Source organism: Motilibacter rhizosphaerae (genome assembly GCF_004216915.1).
GTDB classification, from domain to species: Bacteria; Actinomycetota; Actinomycetes; order Motilibacterales; family Motilibacteraceae; genus Motilibacter; species Motilibacter rhizosphaerae.
In genome coordinates this window covers 1-18,709 of the sequence record NZ_SGXD01000008.1, presented here as the reverse complement: position 1 = coordinate 18,709, position 18,709 = coordinate 1, and the positions used below count along the sequence as shown (strand labels likewise).

Below are 18,709 nucleotides of genomic sequence, written 5' to 3'. Positions count from 1 at the left end.
GTTGCCTCCGACCTGCCCTGAGGCCACCGATCCTCTGTCGCCCTCTTGGCGGGTCGCGCGCTTGCCAGCAGCGGCGTCTCAGGGCGGACGCTGCTGGCACGCGCCGCTGACCAGGACTTCGTCCTCGCCGGATCGGCGCTGCGCTCCGTGATGGCTGTCATCCGAAGGACGAGGAAACGACGAGCACCCGGGGGTAGTGGTGGGCGAGGTGGACGACGCCGTCTGCTGCCGGCTGCAGCCGGGCCGCACGAGCTGAGGACGCCGCTGACGGCCGTGCAGGGCTACCTCGAAGCGCTTCTCGACGAGTTGGCGGGCCGCTGAGCGAGCAGCAGCGTGATCTCATCCTGGTGGCCGCGGGCGGGGCGGTACGCCTCGCCGAGCTCGCGGAGCACCTGCGGCACGACGATCGGCTTGCCGCCTGACCGCGGACCGCTCGCCGCTGCTGCCGACGCGCCTTTCGGGCTTCGCTACCAGTGCGTGCACCTGGCGAGGAGGGGTCGCGTGCGAGCGACGCGCCGGCGACTCCTCATTCGGCCACCCGCCGCACGCCGGGCAGCGCCTGCGACGTCTAGACGTCAGCCGTCAGGCTGTCACCGTCTGGTTGCGGCCGCGCCGCTTGGCCTCGTAGAGCGCCTGGTCGGCTCGGCGGAGGGTGTGCTGTGGGCGGTCTGAGCCCTGATGCAGGGCGATCCCGGTGGGGAACGTGGAGTCGGGGCGCGCCGCCGACCACGCGGAGCGGAGCCGGTCGGTGACCAGTCGGGCGCCGTCGAGGCTGGTTGCGGGAAGCAGGAGGAGGAACTCCTCTCCGCCGTAGCGGACGGCGGTGTCGCCGTTGCGCAGGGCCCCTTGCAGTACTGCCCCGAAGTCGGCGAGCACCGCGTCCCCGACCTCGTGCCCGTGGGTGTCGTTGAGCTGCTTGAAGTGGTCGAGGTCGAGCATGACGAGCGTATCGCCGGGTTGGAGGACCGCGAGGCAGCCGTCGAGTCGTCGCCGGTTGGCGAGGCCGGTGAGCGGGTCGGTCTCCGCGGCGTCCTGCTCGGTCTGGCGGAGGCGGCGGTGGCGGTCGACGAGGTCGGCGAGGAGGAAGGCGAGCATCGTCTAGACGGCCAGCGAGACCGGCAGCCGGGCGAGCAGCTCGCGGGTCACGCCGTCGTTGGCGAGCACGGCGAACGGTACGAGCGCGGGAACACCTGCCAGGGCGATGGAGCGTCGCTGGGTGACGCCGGTGTAGGTCGCGGCGATGGTGAACAGCCCGTTGTACGCGGCGGACCCCTGCTCGGCCACCGCGAGCGGGCCGACGACCAGCACCGGGTAGAGCAGCAGCGCCGGCGGAGGCAGACGCTCCCACGGCAGTAGCAGGCTCACGGCCGCGAGGAGCACCGCGATGCACTCGGTGGCCAATGCGAGTGTTCTGTCCGCGAGCGCCTCATTCAGCACGACGCTGGTGAGGGCGACGAGCGCCGCGCAGACGACGACCATCGACGCGCCGAACTGGAAGGCCCGCAACCCTCCGGGCAGAAGCCCCCGGTCAGGTCATGGTGGTGCCGGGCGCGCATGCACATCCTCCGAGGTCACTGCTCCTTCGCCCTCCCCCGCCCGCGTGCCGCTCACCAGCGCGAGGCTAGTTGCAGCGCAACTTGCCCGATGAGCTCCTGCGTGTGCCCTTCCGGGTGCGCTGCCCCGAGCAGCGCGACCGCCGCCGCCGCGAGGGTCATCACCAGCTCCAGCTGCTCGCCGTCACCGGTAGCGGCCCACAGCTCGTGCACGGCGTGCCAGTCACTCTCGTTGGCCCGCCCCAGCATCGCGACGGCCGTGCGGATGGCGTCGAGGTGAAGGGCGTCGACCGGCTGCGGACCGTCCACGCGGCTTACTTCCTGAGCTCGAATTCGGCGGCCATGCGTGCCTGCTCCTCGAGGATCCCGTTGATCCGGAGCTGGACGCCTTCCAGCTGCCCGATGGTCTGGCCGGTGCCGTGGATTCCTTGGGCGACGGTCTCGCTGGTCTGCTGGATCGCGGCGATCTGGGTCGCGACGCGTGAGGTGGCTTCGCTGGTCTCGCGGGCCAGGTCCTTGACCTCGTTGGCCACGACGGCGAACCCGCGGCCCACCTCACCGGCCCGGGCAGCCTCGATGGTGGCGTTGAGGGCGAGCAGATTGGTCTGCTCCGCGATACCCGTGATGATCTTGATGATCTCGCCGATCGCGCTCGAGGCCTCGGCCAGCGCTGCGACATGGGTGGTCATGGTGCTCGAACCGTCCGCGGCAAGCTGCGCGACATGCCCGGCCTCGATCGAGGCCTCACGCAGCTGAGTGACGGTGTCGAGGAGCTGCACGGCCTTGGTGGCGTCACGCTCCGTACGGCGCAGGACCGCGAGGCGCTGCGAGAGCAGCTGCTGCACGTTGCGCAGCGCTGCGGCCCGCGACTCGGACAACTCGATGGTCTCGGTGACGAAGAAGTCCATCGTGCCGATGACGTCTCGGCCGTCGAGGATAGGGAAACAGATCCCCGACTTCACCCCGGCGCGCTGCGCGGCTGGGGCGCGCACGCAGTCGGTCATCTCGGCCAGGTCACGCACGAACACCAGGTCACGTGCCTGCCAGGCACGCCCGGACAGTCCGACACCCTCAGCGAACGACGCCGACAGCGTAACCCGCCGGAACTCCTCCCCCGCCGAGCCGGACTCCAGCGAGAAGTGGAGCACCTGCTCCCGGTCGTCGAGCGCCCAGTACGAGCCGTACGCCCAGCCGAACGCCTTGCGCACGCTGTCGAGCGCCATGCGGATGGCCTCGTGCTCGGTGCCCGCGTCGCCCACGCTGCTCACGACCTCGGTCAGCGCGGCGCGGTCGTGCAGCATGTCGCGCAGGGCCATGCGGTCGATCGCGTGGTCGCGGGCCATGAGCCCGATGCGGACGATCGACGCCCACTTCTCGCTGGCGAACTCCGGCAAGGCACTCCCGCCGAAGAACTCCATGACCGCGATGACAGCGCCGTCAGAGATGACCGGTACGCAGGCTGCTTCGACCATGCCCAGGCCACGCGCGTGCCGCCACCGGGCGCAGTGCGTGCCCGGCTCCGGCTCCGCTGTCACGCTCACCGCACGGCGGGACGACACCGCGGCCCCGAGCATCCCCGCGTCCGCCGGGATCAGCCGTGCCCCGTCCGCTGCGGCGCCCATCGGCGCGACGAGCTCGCCGGTCTCCGCCACGAGGCTGAAATGCCCGTCGGAGTTCCTCGTCCACAGCGCCCCGTAGGCCAGCCCCAGCGCATCGACGAGCGCGGTGATGATCCGCGCCCGCGCCTCCTGCAGGTCGCTGATGTCGCCGGCTAGCGCATCGACCACTGCCTCCAACGCCTCCACGTCGCGCGGCTGCGCCGTCGACGCGGTAGCCGGGGCGCCTCGTCTGCCGAACATGCATCCTCCTGGGGCGGGTAACCCCAAGGTCGGCACCCGAGGAGGCAACCTGAGCCAGGGTGCCCCGGAGAGCTTCACCGCTGAAGCATCACGAGGCCGATGCTCCTGTTGCGGGCGAGTCGACGCTTCACCCGTTGATGGTTGCTGACGAGAGAACTAGCATGCTGGCCGCCCTGCCCCGAGACACTCCGGCCGCCGAGCCCATCGTCGCGGACAACGGCCTCGAGCTCGGCTACCTCGCCCTGTTGGCCGCGAACAGTGTGCGGGCCGGCGTCGACCAGGCCGCGGACGAGCTCGGGCTGCTCCCGCTCGACGTCCACGCGCTCTACGTCCTCGCCGTGCACGGAACCTTGCCGTCCGGCACGCTCGCCGCCCTGCTCGGAGTGCAGCCCGCCGCCGTCACCGGGCTCGCCCACCGCCTCGAGGAGGCCGGGCTCCTCCGTCGGCAACGCGACGAGCACGACCGCAGGCGAACGTGGCTCGACCTGACCCCCGCCGCCTCGCCCGTCCTCGCCCACGCCGTCGAGATCGTCCGGCCCCTCATGAGCGAAGCCTTCGGGCGGCTCGGACGCGGCACCGCTGTCGCGCTCGCCAACCTGCTCGGCGCCGTCCTCGACCCCTGGATCCTCGACCACCTCCCCACCACCAGACCCGGCACCGGCCTCCGCGAGCACCGCGAGGACCGCGAGCTCTAGGGCCGCCGGCCCAGCAGGACTTCCCCGCCGGGCCCGGAGCAGCGCGTGCTGCGCACAACCAGGGGAACGGGCGCCGGCGCCCTCAACGTCCTCGCCCTCCCCATCTCCGCCGAACGCAGGCGCCGTCGAGCACCCCCTCTGCGGTCCCACCGGACAGCGACCACGACGGAGAAGGAGACGCTCATGCTCACCTGGCGGGCCCGAGTCCAGTGGCGGCTGCCCGAGAGCTGCGACATCGAGGAGACCGTCGCAGCGCTCGACGCGCTCGCTGACGACCTGGACACCGCCTGGCCCTCCGCCCACCTCCACCCTGACCGTGTCGTCTGCATCTCGCTGAACGTCGACCATGCCGAGTCCCCGGCAAAAGGCACGGGACGAAGCTGTCGCCGCCGTGCGCGCCTCCGCACCCCGCCACGCCCTGCACCTCCCGCGCCTCGTCAAGGTCACCGCGGAGCCGGCTCACCGTCACCGACCCTGCCCGTGACCGTCGTTGACGCACTCCGCGCGGTTGTCGGGCGACAACTCCACCCCTAAGATCGCGGCGCCGAGTGGAGCATCCCCCGCCCCGCGACGAGGGCGAGGACGCAGCGTGGAGACCAGCGGACGCTCGGACAGTGAGGGCGCCCTGTCGATGATGGCGACCCCGCGCGGCGCGTGGCTGGTCCTCACGGTCGCTGGGGAGATCGACGCCGCCACCGCGCCGGCACTGCGCCAGCGGCTGATCGACCTCCCCGCCGAAGGCCACACCGACGTCCTGCTCGACCTCACCGGCGTCACCTTCCTCGACTCCACCGCGCTCGGCGTGCTCGTCGGCACGTACAAGCGGCTCGCCGCCCTCCACGGGACCCTCGCCATCGTTCCCGGCACCACGATGACCAAGCGGCTGCTCAAGCTCACCGCCCTGGAGCGAGTCTTCCCCCTCTACGCCAGCGTCGACGACGCCGTCGCCCAAGCCCCGTCGTGACCTCACGGTCATAGCCCAGCTGATCACCTCACGGTCACCCGGCGCTTGCGCACCACCCGCCAACGCAGTCGGTGCGCCTCGGACTGCCGCTCGTACCGAAGACGGAACGGTCGGCAGGTGTAGGGCTAGGCGACAAGGAAGGGCCGCCCCGGTGGGGGCGGCCCTTCGCGGTGCTGGTGCTAGTAGGTGATGGTGATGTCGGCGCGGCGGTTGAGGGCCTTGCCGGCGGGGGTGGCGTTGCTGGCCTTGGGGTCGGCTTCGCCCTTGGTGATCACGATGGTGTGGAGGTGCAGCCCGGCGGTGAGGGCGGTGGCGACGTGGGCCGCGCGTGCCCGGCCGAGGGTGAGTCCGTAGGCGGTGGTGCCTCGGTCGTCGGTGTGCCCGACCACGGTGACACTGCGCGCGCCCGCCAGGTGGCGGCGCAGGCCCGCGAGGACGCGGAGCTGCGGGCCGGTGAGCGTGCTGGAGTCGGTGGCGAAGTAGACCGAGGCGACGGTGACATGCTGGAGCGCGACCCTGGTGGTCCCGGCGCCGGTGACGGTGGTGTGGCTGCCGCGGGGGGTGACCGTCGCGGTCGCGGTGGCCGTGATCCCGCCGGCCGTGTTGGCGAGCGCGCGGCCCAGGGCGTTGAGCCGGACCTGGACGGTTACGACATGCTTGCCGGCGCGGGCCTTCACGGTGCCGGTGCCGATGACCTCGTGACGCCCGGACACCGTCGCGGTGAGGGTGACGGTGCAGGTCCCGACGGTGGCGGTGGTGAGGGTGCAGTGCACCGGAACCGTCGCGTGCGCGGTCGGGCCGGTGGCGACGGCGAGCGCCGCCACCGACACGTGGGCGGCGGCCTTCGCCCCGCCCGGCGTGGGCTTCACACCGGTGCCCGTCGAGCCAGTCCCGGTCGAGCCAGTGCCACTGCCCGTGCCAGTGCCCGTGCCTGTGGGCCCGGTGCCCGTCGGGCCGCTGCTTCCCGCGCTGCCGGCACCGGATCCGGTGCTGGCGGTGCCGGTGACGACGGCGGTGTAGGTGCCGGTGACGACGGAGGCGAGGGCGTCGGTGAGCCGGTAGGTGACCGGGTGTGCGGTGCCGACGAACCCGGCAACCGGGACGAAGGTGATCGTGCCGGTCGAGGCGTCGAGCGCGTAGGTGCCCTCCGCGACGGTGACCGTGGTGGCCGGGGAGCCGCCCGCGCCGAGCAGGGTGATCGCCCCGCCGGCCGGGACGGGGAGGACGGTCTGCTGGGTGCCGGTGTTCGCGCCGGTCGACCCCGCGGTGGTCGGCGGGACGGTGACGGGGAGCTCCATCGCCCGCGCGGCGCCCTGCGGGTCGACGCCGGTGGCGAGGAACGTGTGGTGCCCGGCCTCCAGGGAGGCGGGGACGGTGACCGGGACGGAGAACTTGCCGTTGGCGTCGGTGGTGACGGTGCCGAGGTCGATCGGCGTGGAGTAGACGACCACCTTCGCCGTCGAGTACGGCGCGAACCCGGTGCCGATGACGGTGATCTGCTGCGACGGGACCGCGAGGGCGATCTGCCCCCGGTCCGTCGTCAGCGTCGTGGGCACGTTCGCGGGCGCCGCCGCCGGGACGACCGGCGCGGTCGGCGTTACCGCGTTCGACGGGCCGGACGCGACGGAGTCCGAGCCGTTGGAGTCGTGCGCGACGACCGTGAACGTCGTCGACACCCCAGACTCAGCGCCGAACACGCACGACGTGTCGGACGCGGCGTGCGTCTCGCAGGTCGCGGACCCCGGGTGCGCCGTGACCGTGTAGCCGGTGATGCTGCTCGACGGTGCCGGCGCGGTCCAGCTCGCGGTCACCGAGGAGGTCCCCGCGACGGCGGTGCCGGCGCTCGGGGTCGCCGCCCGGTAGGGGGTGACCGACGCGGTGGCGGCGCGACCGGTGCCGAGGCGGCTGGTGGCGCGGATCTGGACCTGGTAGGTCGTGCCGTTGGTCAGGCCGGTCAGCTCGAGGGTGTAGGGGCTGGCGCCGGTGGTGGTCGCGGTGTGCCAGGTGGTGCCGTCGAGGGAGTACTCGTAGCCGGTGACGGTGCCGTGCCCGGAGCTGGTAGGGGCGCGGAACGTCACGGTGGCGCGGCCGTCGTAGGCGTGGGTCGTGGTGACGACAGGCGCGCCGGGGGCGGAAGGATCCGCGGGGGCGACGACGACGGTGCCCGCGCCGTCATTGCTGACGTAGACGTCGTCGGTCGGGCTGACCGCGACACCGGTCGTTCCGCTGTTGGCCGCCTGGTGCAGCCACTGCGCAGTCTCGACGCCGGCCGGGTTGATCCGCAGGACGCTGCCGTCGCCGTAGCTGGTGGCGTAGACGTTGTCCTGCGAGTCGACGGCGATGCCGACGGGGCGGCTGAGGTGGCCCCAGCTCTGCGTCACCACACCGGCCGGGGTCACCTTTGACACGTCGTTGGTCGACCAGTTGGTGGCGTAGACGTTGCCGGCCGAGTCGATGGCGAGGTACTGCGGGTCGGAGCTTCCGCTCAGCCGCCCCCATGAGGCGTTGACGGCGCCGCCGGGAGCGATCTTGGCGATGGTGCCGTCGCCGTTGTCGGCGACGTAGAGGTTGCCGGACTGGTCGAACGCCAGCCCGAGCGGGTACTTGCCGGAGCCGAGCACGGCCCAGGAGGCGTTCAGGGTGCCGCCGGGAGTGATCTGAGCGACCTCGTTGAGGCTGTAGAGAGCCACGTAGACGTTGCCGTCCGGGCCGATCACGATGCCCTGCGGGTTGGAGTTCGAGGGCACCGGCACCCACAGGTCGTGCACCGTGCCATCAGGGTCGATCTTCGAGATCGCCCGCGCCCCGCTGTTGGCCGCGTAGATCGTGCCATCGGGGGCCACCGCGAGGTTTTCCACCCCCATGTTGCTGAAGGTGGCCCAGCCCGGGGTGACACTGCCGTCCAGGGCGATCTTCGTGATCGACCGGTGGCCGTTGTCCTCGTTGGTGACATAGAAGTTGCCGGCCGCGTCAAAGCCGCCCGAGTACGGCGCGGCGTTCGTGCCCATCGCGTGCGACGCGACGGAGCGCGGCAGGACCGTCAGCGCGCTCGACGCCCCGCCGGCACCGACACCGTTGACCGCCCGGACCTCCAGGCTGTAAGCGGAGCCGTTGGCCAGCGACGCGATCGTGCCCGACACCGTCGACCCACTCGTCGTGGTGGTGAGCAAGTGCCAGGAGCCGCCACCGTCGGTCGAGTCCTCGTAGCCGCTGATCGCGGAGCCGTTATCCCCCGGTGCGGGGAAGCTCACCCCCACCGAGCCGTCCGCCTGCGTCCACGCCATGCCGGAGGGGGCGGACGGCACGGTCTGCGGGGTCACCGACACCGCCGACGACGCCGCGCCCGCGCCGCCCGCCGACTGGGACCGGACCTGGACGCTGTAGGAGGTCCCGTTCGTCAGACCGGTGACCGTGCCGGTCACCGTGCCGTTCGAGGTCGTTGTGGGCAGAGTCGCCCATGTGGTGCCCGAGTCCACGGAGTACTCGTAGCCGGTGACGGGAGTGCCGTTCGGCGCGGCCGGCGCGAAGGTCAGGGTCGCGGTCGTGTCGCCGCCCGTGGCCGTGGAGATGGTCACCTGCCCGGCGGCGCCGTACGGGGTGGCGGTCTGCGCCCCGGACGCGGAGCTCGGCCCGGCAGCGGACAGTGCGCGCACCGTGAAGCTGTAGCTCGTGCCGTTGGTCAGCCCGGTGACGGTCGCGGTCAAGTGGCCGTTGCTGCCCGAGCTCGTCGACAGCGTCGCCCAGCTGGTGCCGCCGTTGGTCGAGTACTCGTACCCGGTGACGGGCGTCCCGTTACCGGTCGAGGGGGTGATGTCAAGGGTCGCCTGCTGGTCCCCCGCTGTGGCCGAATTCAGCGCCGGAGTCGAGGGAGCCGCCGCGGGGGCCACGATCGAGACGGTGAAGCTCTCGTCGCCGACGACGAACAGCCGGCCGCTCGAGTCGAACTTCGCATCCGCAGGGCGGGTTCCTGCCGGGAGTTGCGCGAAGATGGACTGCACGCCCGCGGGCGTGGTCTTGGTGACGTTGTCCTGGGTGTATTCCGTCTCGTAGACGTTGTCCTGCCCGTCCACGACGACCGAGAGTCCTCCGTCGCCGGGCGCCCAGGAGTTCGTGACGGCACCAGCAGGAGTGACCTTGGCGATACCCGCGTTGGTGGCGAAGTTGGCGACGAACAGGTTGCCGTGGGAGTCGAAGGCCATCTCCTTGGGCTGGGAGTTCGCTGCCAAGGTGGCCCATACCGGGGTGATGACACCTGCTGGCGTGATCTTGCTGATTGTGCTGTTGCCGAAGTTGGCGGTGTACAGGTTGCCGGCGGAGTCTTGCGCGAGGCCGTACGGTCGGGCGCCTGAGGCGAGTGTTGCCCAGGCCGGGGTGCTCACGCCCGCCGCGGTGATCTTGGAGATGGTGCCCGCGAACTGGTTGGTGACGTACACGTTGCCAGCCGCGTCGACGAGCGCGTTCTGCGCGTCGTAGTTCGAGCTCACGGTCCCCCAGTTCGGGTTCACGGCGCCGGCTGCCGAGACCTTCACGAGCTTGTTGTGGTTCCAGTCCGGGACGTAGAGGTTCCCGGAACCGTCGATCGTGATGCCCTGCCCGTCGAAGCCGCTCGGCAGGGAGACCCAGGCCTGAGTGAGGATGCCACCCGCGCTGATCCTGGAGATCGTGCCGTCCTCGTTAACGGTGTAGAAGTTCCCCGCCGAGTCGAAGACTCCTTGAGCGGGCCAGGAGTTGTTCGCCAGGTTGACCCGCTGCACGGTCGAGTTGATGTACGCCGACGCCGGTGAGGCGAGACCTCCGACGACCGAGACCGCTGACGCGAAGGCCACGACCAGCGGGAGCGGGCGCCGCAGGGAGCGGCGGATCGCGGCACGAGAGGCACGACGAGACTTCAGGACCACGCGGAACTCCCCCGGAGTGTGCAGCTGGCGGCCGGGCATACGACTCCGGCCTGTTCGCCCGCAACATCGGTTGCGTGCTGTGCCTGCCTGAGGAGTCCGCGCTCTCACGTTGCCGCCATGATCAAACGCTTCACAGGGTGTTGCGCACAGCGCAGGGGGGCTCGGGAAGCCGCGGAGCCGGGCAGGGGAACGCCCGCCGAGCTCGCCCAGGAACCCCGCAGCTAGCGAGAGCCGCGCCCTTCTGGGAAGCAATCCGCTTCGCTCGCCGTCACGCTGCGGGCAGGGTGAGGACGAACGTCGATCCGGTGCCGCTCGGGGAGGGGCGGTGGGCGATGTCGCCGGCGTTGGCGCGGGCGAGCTCGCGGGTGATGTAGAGCCCGAGGCCGGTGCCCTTGACGGTTCTGGACGTGCTGTCGGCGCGGGCGAAGCGGGTGAAGAGCCGATCATAAAGGTCGGCGGGGATGCCGGGTCCGTTGTCGGTGACGTGGATCTCGACGGTGCCGTCGGGGCGGGCGGTGGCGGTGAGGGCTGTCGCGCCGCCGGCGTACTTGGCGGCGTTGGACAGCAGGTTGGCGAGGATCTGGTCGAGGTGCCCGGGCTGGACGTGCACCGCGAGGCCTTGCGGGCAGCTGACGACGCACTGGTCGGTGCGGGGGGCGTGGGCGGCGGCAGCGTCGAGGACGCCGGAGAGGTGGACGGTCTCGGGGTGGGCCCGGAGTTGGCCGGCGTCGAGGGAGACCAGCGCGAGGACCTCGGCGAGGGTGCGGGCCAGGGTGCGGGCGTTCCGCTCGATCACCGCGAGGTTGCCGCGCTTGTCGTCGTCGTCGAGGGCGTGCCAGTTCTCGTTCGCGAGCTCGCTGTAGCCGAGGATCGAGGCGAGGGGGTTGCCGAGCTCGTGGCCGACCATGCCGATGAGGTCGAGCTTGAGCCGGTTGGCCCGCTCGAGCTGGACGTTGCGGTCGGCGAGGGCAGCAGCCGCAGCGTCGCGCGCGGCTTCGGCGGCTCTGCGGGCGGTGATGTCGGTGAACAGCGCCACGACGCGCTCGGGAGCGCCGTCCTCGTCCTTCACGAGCGAGACGGAGACGTGGGCGGGCACTCGGCGTCCGTCCGCCGCCAGCAGGAGTGTCTCCCGTCCGGCGCTGTCGGCGTTCCCGGCGTGAAGGTCGGTGAGATGGCTCGCCCGGGCACGCCTCGCCTCGGGGGCGATGAGCTCGGTCATGGTGGCGTCGACCAACTCCTCCGGCGCTCGCCCCAGCATGGCGGCGAACGCGGGGTTGACCTCGAGGATGCGGTCGTCGAGCCCGCGGACCGCCTGGCCGACGCTGGAGTGCGCGAACTGCGCCCGCCATCGGCGCTCGCTGGCGGCGAGGGCGCGCTCGGCGTGCCGCAGCGCGGTGATGTCGGTGTTGATTTCCAGGATGACCGGCGCGGTGCCGTCGTCCGGCTCGTGGCGCACCATCGAGCTGAGCACCGTCAGCTGACGGCCGTCAGCGGCGGTGTGCTGCAGCTCCCCCGACCAGCAGCCCTCCACCGCCAGGGCCTGCTCAAGGTCTGCGAGCGGCAGCGGGAACCGGGTGGCCAGCAGGTCGTGGGTGATCTGGCCGACCGCGGCGGTCGCGGGGTGGCCGTAGGCGGCTTGGGCGCCGGCGCTCCAGAACAGGATCGTGCCGTCGAGGTCGCGGACGATGACCGGGCTGGGGATCGCGTCCACGAGCCGGGCTTGCCGGGCGATCTCCCGGCGGGCGCGGCGCGCCTCGGTCACGTCCTGCACCTGGGTGACCAGATGGCTCGGAATACCGTCCTCGCCACGGACGACCGCCGCGTGCAGGGTCACGTGCAGCAGATGGCCGTCCCGGTGCCGGTAGCGGCGCTCCAGCGTCCCCTCGTCGGTCTCGCCCGAGATCAGTCGCTGCAGGTGCTCGGCGGTCGAGGCGTGGTCGTCCGGGTGCTGCAGGTCCCGGAACGTCATGCCGCCGGTGAGCTCAGCGTCGCTGTAGCCGGTCATGCGGCAGACCGCCGGGTTCGCGAATAGGAATCGGCCCACCTCACCCGGCTGCAGGCTCGTCAGGAACACCCCGAGCGGCGAGTGGTGGAACGCCAGCCGCAGCCGCTCCTCGGACGCTGCGAGGGCCGCGTGTGCTTCCGCCAGCCCCGCCTCGCGGACACGCTGGTCGGTGATGTCGCTCTGCGCGACGACGGCGCCCAACAGGGTCCCGTCCGCCGCCGTCAACGCCCTACCGGAGGCCAGCACCCGCGTCGGCGGTCGCCCGTCCGGGGCGATGACCATCTCCACCGCGCTGACCTTGCCCTCGTGGAGCGCGCGGGCGAGCGGGACCTCGTGCGGCGCGAGCCGGGTGACACCGTCAGCATGGGTCAGGTGGTAGCGCTCGGCGTGCTCGGCGGGCTGCAGGCTGTGGTCGGCGTCCAGGCCGTGCCAGTCGCGAGCGGCCTGGTTGAACAGCGTGAGCCTGCCCTCGGCGTCGGCGGCGACGATGCCGACCTCCACGGTCTCGAGGACGGCGTCGGTGAACTCCTGACGCTCCGCGAGCTCGCGGACCGCGTGCTCGAGCAGCTCACGCTGCTCGTCCGCCTGCGCGGCGAGCCGGGCGTTCTCCCGGGCCTGGCGGCGCCGCTCGAACAGGGCCAGCACGACCCGCGCCGCGTCCTCCAGCAGCGCGAGCTGACTGTCGGTGAGCTCCCGGGTCTCGCTGTCGAACACGCACAAGGTCCCCAGCGCGTGCCCGGCAGGAGTGACCAGCGGCACCGAGGCGTAGAACCGCACCGCCGCCAGCACGCCCGTCACCCACGGGTTCCCCGCATAGTCCGGGTGCAGGCATGCATCTCGTGTCCACACGGTGCGCCCCTCAAGGAACCGCACCGCGCACATCGAGTCCGAGCGCGCGGAGTCCTGACCCTCGAACCCGACCGTCGTCAGCTGGCACTGCCGGTCCTCGTCCACCAGGTTCAGCGTCGCAGTCGGCACCCCGGCCACGGCCGCCGCCAGCCGCACCACCGCCTCGAGCTCGTCACCCGCAGGCGTGTCGAGCAGCGCGTACTCGTGCAGCGCAGCCAGCCGCAGCGCCTCGCCACCGACAGGCTCGCCCAGGGCTCCCACTCGTGCCACTTCGACAGCTGCCACCGGGATGTGAGCAGTCAACGGCTCGCTTTGCCCTATGAGCCGAACCCTCACACCGACAGAAGCCGCGCACCAGCACTCCCTCATCAACTTGCGCAACGTCCGCTAATCAGCGTAAGAGGTTCTGGGTCAAGTGGGTGGTCGGTGCCTCGTCCGTCGTCTGGCCCTGCATAGAGCAATCGGGATGGGTCCCGACAGCGCGTAATCGGGTTGGACAGACGACGGGCGGGGCTGCCCAGGATTAGCGGCGAGGTCAGCAGATGCCTCAATGCCGCGTGGGGCTCGCCCCGACCGCCTGCTTGTGCGGCCCTCTCCGGCGGCTGACGGTGACCGTTAGGCGGCGGGCGCGAGAGCGGGCCGCGCGACGCCGTGGGCGGCGATGTCGGGATCCCACCGGCGGCCGGTAGTGACGACCGCGTGGAGTTGGCGGAGCAGCGCGGCCGCGACCGCCGCCTGCGCTTGGGTGGGGGTCAGCCGGTTCTCCGCCCTGCCGGTGAGGTGCTGGTAGCGGGCCGCATGGACAGGGCTGTGCTGCAGCACTCCCCAGGCCGCCCGCCATGCGGCGAGGCGCAGCCCGGGCCGGCCCTGCCCGGTCAGCTTCGTCCGCCCGACGAACCCACCCGAGGCCTTCTCCCGCGGCGCCAGGCCCGCGTGCTTGACCACCGCCCGCGCCGAGGTGAAGCGATGTAGGTCCCCCGTCTCGGCGAGGATCGCGGCCGCACCAACGGGCGAGAGCCCAGGGATGGAGGTGACCAGCTCGGTCAACTCGAGCTCGTCGAGCACCGCGACCATCCGGGTCTCGGTCTGCGCGCACCGCCCCGCTGTCAAGTGCCAGTCCTCAAGCACGAGAGCCACCCGCTCCAGCGCGCCGCGCCGGTGAGCGAGCACCCCGGCCGGATCCGCCAGCGCGTCGAACACCTTCCGCGCGATCCGCAGGCACGGCTTCTGCGCTCCCCAACGGACCACCTCCTTGCGCACCTGCGCCTCGAACCGGGCGCGCCCGAGCCGACGGGTGCGGGCGAAGTCCCCGCCATCGCGGTCCAGCACCACCGTCAAAGCGGCCGCCCACGTGCGGGACTTGAACGGCTGCGCCGCGCTGGCCAGGACCGCGGGCCACACGCACTCGAGCAGGTCACGCATCTGCTGGACCTGCCCGACAAGCTCGCTGACCAGCTGCTCGCGGCGGGCGCCGAGGTGGCGCAGCCGGCCCCAGGTCTCCTCCACGGGCTCCGGGACATAGCAGCGCAACTGCGCGGTCAGCCGGGCGATGATGACCGCGTCCTTGTCGTCGGTCTTGTCGAAGGTCAGGTCCTCGCCGCGCCGCGCCCATGACGACACCAGCGGCTGGACGCAGACGAACGGCATTCCCCGCTCGGCGGCGAGCTGTCCCAGCACCCGCCACCGGTGCCCGGTCGGCTCGCACGCCACCGTCACCCCCACGAACCCCTGCCGCGCGGCCTGCGCCGCCGCCCAGTCCAACGCGGCCCCCAGATCCCACGCCCGGCAGCGGAACGTGCGCCGCGCCACCACCCTTGAGTCGTGATCAGTGACCACGACCATCTGCTTGCTGTCCGCCAAGTCGACCCCGACGATCGCACGACCAGCCGACACCAGCTCACGAAGCCGCGACAGGCGCGCGTTCCGGCTCCGGTCACCACGCGAGACACCACTACCGTTGACCACGGACGTCCTCCTCCTGCGCTGGGACACCAAGCCCAACAAGCGCATCAGGAGGACGTCTCACGTCCGACACCGACACGCACAATGCGTTCCTATGCCGCGGACCGGGCGGTCAAGGGAGGGGCACGCTGTAGCGGGCGAGCGTCTCGAGGAGCTGCGAGCTGGCTGCGCGGGCCTTCTGGCCGGTGATGGCAGCTCCGGGCGGGGGCCCGCCACAGGTTGCGGGTTCGACGTCCACTCGAGTTGGAAGGGACTTTGCTGAGGAGCTGTCGAAGACCAGGACCCAGCTGTCAGCGAGGTAAGGAGGTTCGGCCTGGGGCGGGCAGTCGTCCGCGGGCAGGGACGAACCCGCGCCCGTGGCGATCTGTCGGGCGAGACCGGTCACGGCTTGCCCGGAGAGACGGCGCGTTGTGCTGAGCCAGCGGGTCCCGCCGATGGCGTTGTAGGAGCAGATCCGCACCGCGGGCGACGGCTGAGGGATCAGGAACGGGATGGTCGCCGGGCCGGTGGCCGAGGGGTCCGGGGTGGTGGCTGCGCACCCGTCGACGACGTCGGCTGCGTTGAGCACCCGCAGGCTCTTCAAGGTGGCGTCGATGACCTTCCGCTGGCTCTCCGGCGCGAACACTGCGACGGTGACGTGGCGGTCGGCGATCGTCCGGTACGACGACGCCCGGCCTGCCGCTCGGGCAGCTACCCACGCGGCGGCGTCGGACCAGGAGCCCGAGGAGTCGAACGCGATGACCTCGACGTGCTCCGGCCCGAGGACGAGGCAGTCCCGTACCGCGCGGCGCGCGACGTAGGCCGCGTCAGCGACCGAGCTGCCGCACCTCTGGCGCTGGGGGTCGAGCCAGGCCGCTGGCACGCTCACCTCGACGCCCCGGTACCGCAGCACGCTGGTGGTCCCGCCCGCTGCGGGCGCCGCGTGCTCGTGGTGGAGACCGGAGAGCAGCGCCGCCCCGCTGGCGAGCGCGACACCTACGACAGCGGCCGCGAGGCTCACGGCCCAGCGGCGGCGGCTCTGCGTCCGTTCCCGGCGCTCGAGCGATGTCAGCAGGTCCTCCCCGCTGGGGGCGAGGCCGGCGGCGTGCTGGAGGGTGGCGCGGAGCTCGTCTTCGACGCTGGTCATGACTCGGCTCCTGAGGCGGATGTGGGAAGGGTGCGGCGGAGTGCTGCGAGTGCGCGGGCGGCGTTGGAGCGCACAGTGCTCTCGGAGCAGTCGAGGAGGTCGGCGATGACGCGGTCGTCGCAGTCCTCGTAGTAGCGCAGGACCAGCACGGCCCGCTGCCGAGGCGGGAGCGTCGCGAGGACCTGCCACATCTGCGAACGAGCGACCAGGGCCTCCGCCAGGTCCGGTGCGGCGGTGGTCTCCCAACCTGCCAGATCGGCGGGTAACTCGGCGCTCGCCCGCCGTCGCTTCCGGTCGAGGTGAGCGTTCAGCACAGCTCGCCGGGCGTAGGCGTCCGGGTCGTCCCGCTCGATGCGGTGCCACCGCCGGTGCACTCCGATCAGCGCGGTCTGCGTGATGTCCTCAGCCAGGTGATGGTCACCGGTGAGCAGGAACGCGAGGCGGAGCAGCGCGGGCCCGCGCGCGGCGACCCAGCCCTCGAACTCCACACCCTCCAGCCTGCCCACACCAGTAAGACGCACCAAGCAGGCCCGCTCGCTGCATCAGGACCGCGAACATCCGGTAATGCCGCTCTGCGCGCGTATTGGGTCCTCGCAAGCGCGCGCTCTCATCTGGCTGCCATAGCGTGAGGGCTGTGCCGCTGCTAGGTCCCACCGATCCGCTGCCGGCGCGTCCGCGACGAGTGCTCATCGCTGGCACCTCGGGCTTTGGCAAGAGCACCCTCGCCCGCCGCGTCTCCGGCACGCTCGGCATCCCCTACGTCGAGATCGACGCGCTCTACCACGGCCCCGGCTGGACCCCCCGCCCCACCTTCGAGCACGACGTCCGCAGCTTCAGCAGCAAGCCCGCCTGGACCACCGAGTGGCAGTACGACGCGGTGCGCGCGCACCTCGCAGCCGCAGCCGACCTCGTCATCTGGCTCGACCTGCCCAGGGTCCTCGTCATGCGGCAGGTCATCGACAGGACGCTCCGCCGCCGGCTGCGCCGCCTCGAGCTCTGGAACGGCAACGTCGAGCCTCCGCTCAGCACCATTCTCACCGACCGCGAGCACATCGTCCGGTGGGCATGGACGACCCACCACAAGACCGCCCCACGCATCCACGCACTCATGCAGGAACGCCCCGACCTCGCAGTCGTCCGGCTCACCAGTCACGGCAACGCGGACCGCTGGATACGCGGACCGCTCAGCGCGACTGCGCAGCCCGCCTGACCCGCCACTGACGGGCTCGAACGTCCGCACATGCCGCTGGCAGGTGGAGGTCCGTCGCTGCCCCAGAGCATGGTTCGCTTGGCCGGTGCCGTCTCCACGAGCTGAGCTAGCCCGCCGCTACTGCCTGGGGTCCTTGCAGGAGCGCGCTGGACTTGCCGCAAGAGACGCTCAGCACGAACCCACGAGCGGGCTGCTCGCTCTCCACGTCATTCGCGCTCGGTTCCTGCCTTACCTGAACGTCCGCGTGGATCGAGTGATCGAGAGCGGCAGGGACGTGGTCGTGCAGATGTGGGTCAACGCCACCAGGGAGGAGAGCTCTGCCGGCTGGCCCGCCGTCGCCATCCTAGGCTTCGACGAGCACGACAAGATCGTCTCGCACTTCGGGGTGCAGGACACCGCCGAGTTCCTCGTGGCCGCCGGAGTTCTGGACGAGCCGGAGCTGGAGGCCCAGCTCGAGCGGGTTCCACGGCCCGGAGACCACGAGCTGAACTGGGAGCAGCGCCTGTCCTGAAGGCCCGCGCCCACCTGCCCGACCGTTCCGCGGGAGCACCCTCGCGCAGACCTGCTCAACCTCCGGCCGCGCCCAGCCCCGCGTCTGCCGCCCTCCGCGACCGCTGTGCGAACGTCCGCTAGTAACTCGGTCTACGGGTCAGGGGTAGACGTAGGAACGTCCCCCTGATGCGGTGTTGGGCTTGGTGTCCCACGCATCGAGGAGGACGTCCGTGAGCAACCGTAGCGACCTGTCCCGAGGTGACCGCAACCGCAACGACCGCCTCGGGCGGCTGCGCGAACTGCTGCCAGGCAGCCACGCGATCGTCGGGATCGACCTTGCTGACGAGGTGCAGGCCGCGGTCGTGACCGACCACGACTCCCGCGTCCTGGCCCGCCGCCGAGTCACGGTCAAGGCGTGGCAGCTCGGCGACCTGCTCGACTGGGCGCTCGCGCAGGCGAAGGCCGCGGGGTTCGCGTCGGTGACGGTGGCGTGCGAGCCGACCGGGCACCGCTGGCGGATCCTCGACCAGCTGGCTGCCGAGCGCGGTCTCGCGCTGGTCTGCGTGCAGCCGCTGCTGGTCTACCGGGCCCGCGAGGCCGAGGACCTCACCTTTGACAAGTCCGACCCGAAGGACGCGGTTCTCATCGCCCGGCTCGCCGCCGGGCTGCGCTGCTACGAACCCGAACGCACCACCGAGCCCTACGCCCGGCTGCGCCACCTCGGCGCCCGCCGCTCCCAGCTCACCACCACCGCGACCGCGCAGGTCCAGGAGCTCCGCGACGTGCTCGAATGCGCCTGGCCCGCCGCGCTGGACGCCTCACCGGCACCGTTCCGATCCGCGACCTGGTGCGCCGCCCTCCACACGGCGCTGTCCCGCCCGGACCTTGCCGCCGTGCGCCGGCTCGGACGGGCCCGCTTCCTCGCCGCGGTCCGCCGCGCCATGCCGCTGTTCGGCGCGACGCATCCGCGGATGCGGATCGTCGACGCCGTCTTCGACGCTTTGAGCGACCCGACAGGAGTGCAGGTGCAGCGCGCCGGTGCGCTCGAACGCGCCGGGTTCGTCCTCGCCGACTGGGTCGAGACACGCGCCAGGTT

General features: G+C 71.7%; 15 protein-coding genes. 6 read left to right on the top strand and 9 right to left on the bottom strand.

Features of this window, described 5'->3' with window-relative positions:
• Positions 1–150 precede the first annotated feature (150 nt).
• Complete coding sequence (locus tag EV189_RS21185; protein ID WP_407938164.1) at positions 151–321, top strand: histidine kinase dimerization/phospho-acceptor domain-containing protein; 171 nt, start codon at positions 151–153, stop codon at positions 319–321.
• Positions 322–582: 261 nt separating this feature from the next.
• On the opposite strand, the gene EV189_RS19400 is transcribed toward EV189_RS21185, so the two are convergent.
• The 4 genes from EV189_RS19400 to EV189_RS21050 form a co-directional block, all read right to left on the bottom strand.
• Positions 583–1,095, bottom strand: coding sequence for a GGDEF domain-containing protein (locus EV189_RS19400; RefSeq protein WP_130494667.1), 513 nt, complete (start codon positions 1,093–1,095; stop codon positions 583–585).
• 3 nt (positions 1,096–1,098) lie between these two features.
• Entirely contained in the window at positions 1,099–1,506 is a 408-nt protein-coding gene (locus EV189_RS19395) for a hypothetical protein (RefSeq protein ID WP_130494666.1), read from the bottom strand.
• Between the two features lie 101 nt (positions 1,507–1,607).
• Positions 1,608–1,862, bottom strand: coding sequence for a hypothetical protein (locus EV189_RS19390; protein WP_130494665.1), 255 nt, complete (start codon positions 1,860–1,862; stop codon positions 1,608–1,610).
• A gap of 5 nt (positions 1,863–1,867) precedes the next feature.
• Complete coding sequence (locus EV189_RS21050) at positions 1,868–3,412, bottom strand: methyl-accepting chemotaxis protein (RefSeq protein ID WP_130494664.1); 1,545 nt, start codon at positions 3,410–3,412, stop codon at positions 1,868–1,870.
• Between the two features lie 161 nt (positions 3,413–3,573).
• Here EV189_RS21050 and EV189_RS19380 point away from each other — a divergent pair, with 161 nt between their 5' ends.
• Together EV189_RS19380 and EV189_RS19375 are read left to right on the top strand one after the other, a co-directional pair.
• Positions 3,574–4,107, top strand: coding sequence for a MarR family winged helix-turn-helix transcriptional regulator (locus EV189_RS19380; protein WP_165400403.1), 534 nt, complete (start codon positions 3,574–3,576; stop codon positions 4,105–4,107).
• A gap of 589 nt (positions 4,108–4,696) precedes the next feature.
• Positions 4,697–5,071, top strand: coding sequence for an STAS domain-containing protein (locus tag EV189_RS19375; RefSeq protein WP_231116589.1), 375 nt, complete (start codon positions 4,697–4,699; stop codon positions 5,069–5,071).
• Positions 5,072–5,250: 179 nt separating this feature from the next.
• Here the strand turns inward: EV189_RS19375 and EV189_RS19370 are convergent, their stop codons facing one another.
• From EV189_RS19370 to EV189_RS19350, 5 genes are all read right to left on the bottom strand, one after another.
• Positions 5,251–9,969: a virginiamycin B lyase family protein gene (locus tag EV189_RS19370; RefSeq protein WP_165400402.1), complete on the bottom strand. Its 4,719-nt coding sequence runs from the start codon at positions 9,967–9,969 to the stop codon at positions 5,251–5,253.
• A 268-nt stretch (positions 9,970–10,237) separates the two neighbouring features.
• Entirely contained in the window at positions 10,238–13,093 is a 2,856-nt protein-coding gene (locus tag EV189_RS19365) for a PAS domain S-box protein (protein ID WP_196788604.1), read from the bottom strand.
• A gap of 345 nt (positions 13,094–13,438) precedes the next feature.
• Positions 13,439–14,788: an IS110 family RNA-guided transposase gene (locus EV189_RS19360; RefSeq protein WP_165400401.1), complete on the bottom strand. Its 1,350-nt coding sequence runs from the start codon at positions 14,786–14,788 to the stop codon at positions 13,439–13,441.
• Positions 14,789–14,897: 109 nt separating this feature from the next.
• The gene (locus EV189_RS19355; RefSeq protein ID WP_130494659.1) at positions 14,898–15,911 is read right to left on the bottom strand and encodes a hypothetical protein; all 1,014 of its coding nucleotides are present in this window, start codon (positions 15,909–15,911) and stop codon (positions 14,898–14,900) included.
• A complete protein-coding gene (locus tag EV189_RS19350) occupies positions 15,908–16,399 on the bottom strand; it encodes a SigE family RNA polymerase sigma factor (protein WP_130494658.1) in 492 nt (163 codons plus the stop codon). The genes EV189_RS19355 and EV189_RS19350 overlap by 4 nt, the downstream gene beginning before the upstream one ends.
• A 146-nt stretch (positions 16,400–16,545) precedes the next feature.
• On the opposite strand from EV189_RS19350, the gene EV189_RS19345 reads away from it, so the two are divergent.
• The 3 genes from EV189_RS19345 to EV189_RS19335 all read left to right on the top strand — a co-directional run.
• Positions 16,546–17,121, top strand: coding sequence for a P-loop NTPase family protein (locus EV189_RS19345; protein ID WP_231116588.1), 576 nt, complete (start codon positions 16,546–16,548; stop codon positions 17,119–17,121).
• Between the two features lie 244 nt (positions 17,122–17,365).
• The gene (locus EV189_RS19340; protein WP_130494657.1) at positions 17,366–17,632 is read left to right on the top strand and encodes a hypothetical protein; all 267 of its coding nucleotides are present in this window, start codon (positions 17,366–17,368) and stop codon (positions 17,630–17,632) included.
• A 211-nt stretch (positions 17,633–17,843) separates the two neighbouring features.
• Positions 17,844–18,709, top strand: an 866-nt coding sequence (locus EV189_RS19335; protein WP_165400400.1) for an IS110 family transposase, incomplete at its 3' end; no start/stop codon positions are given.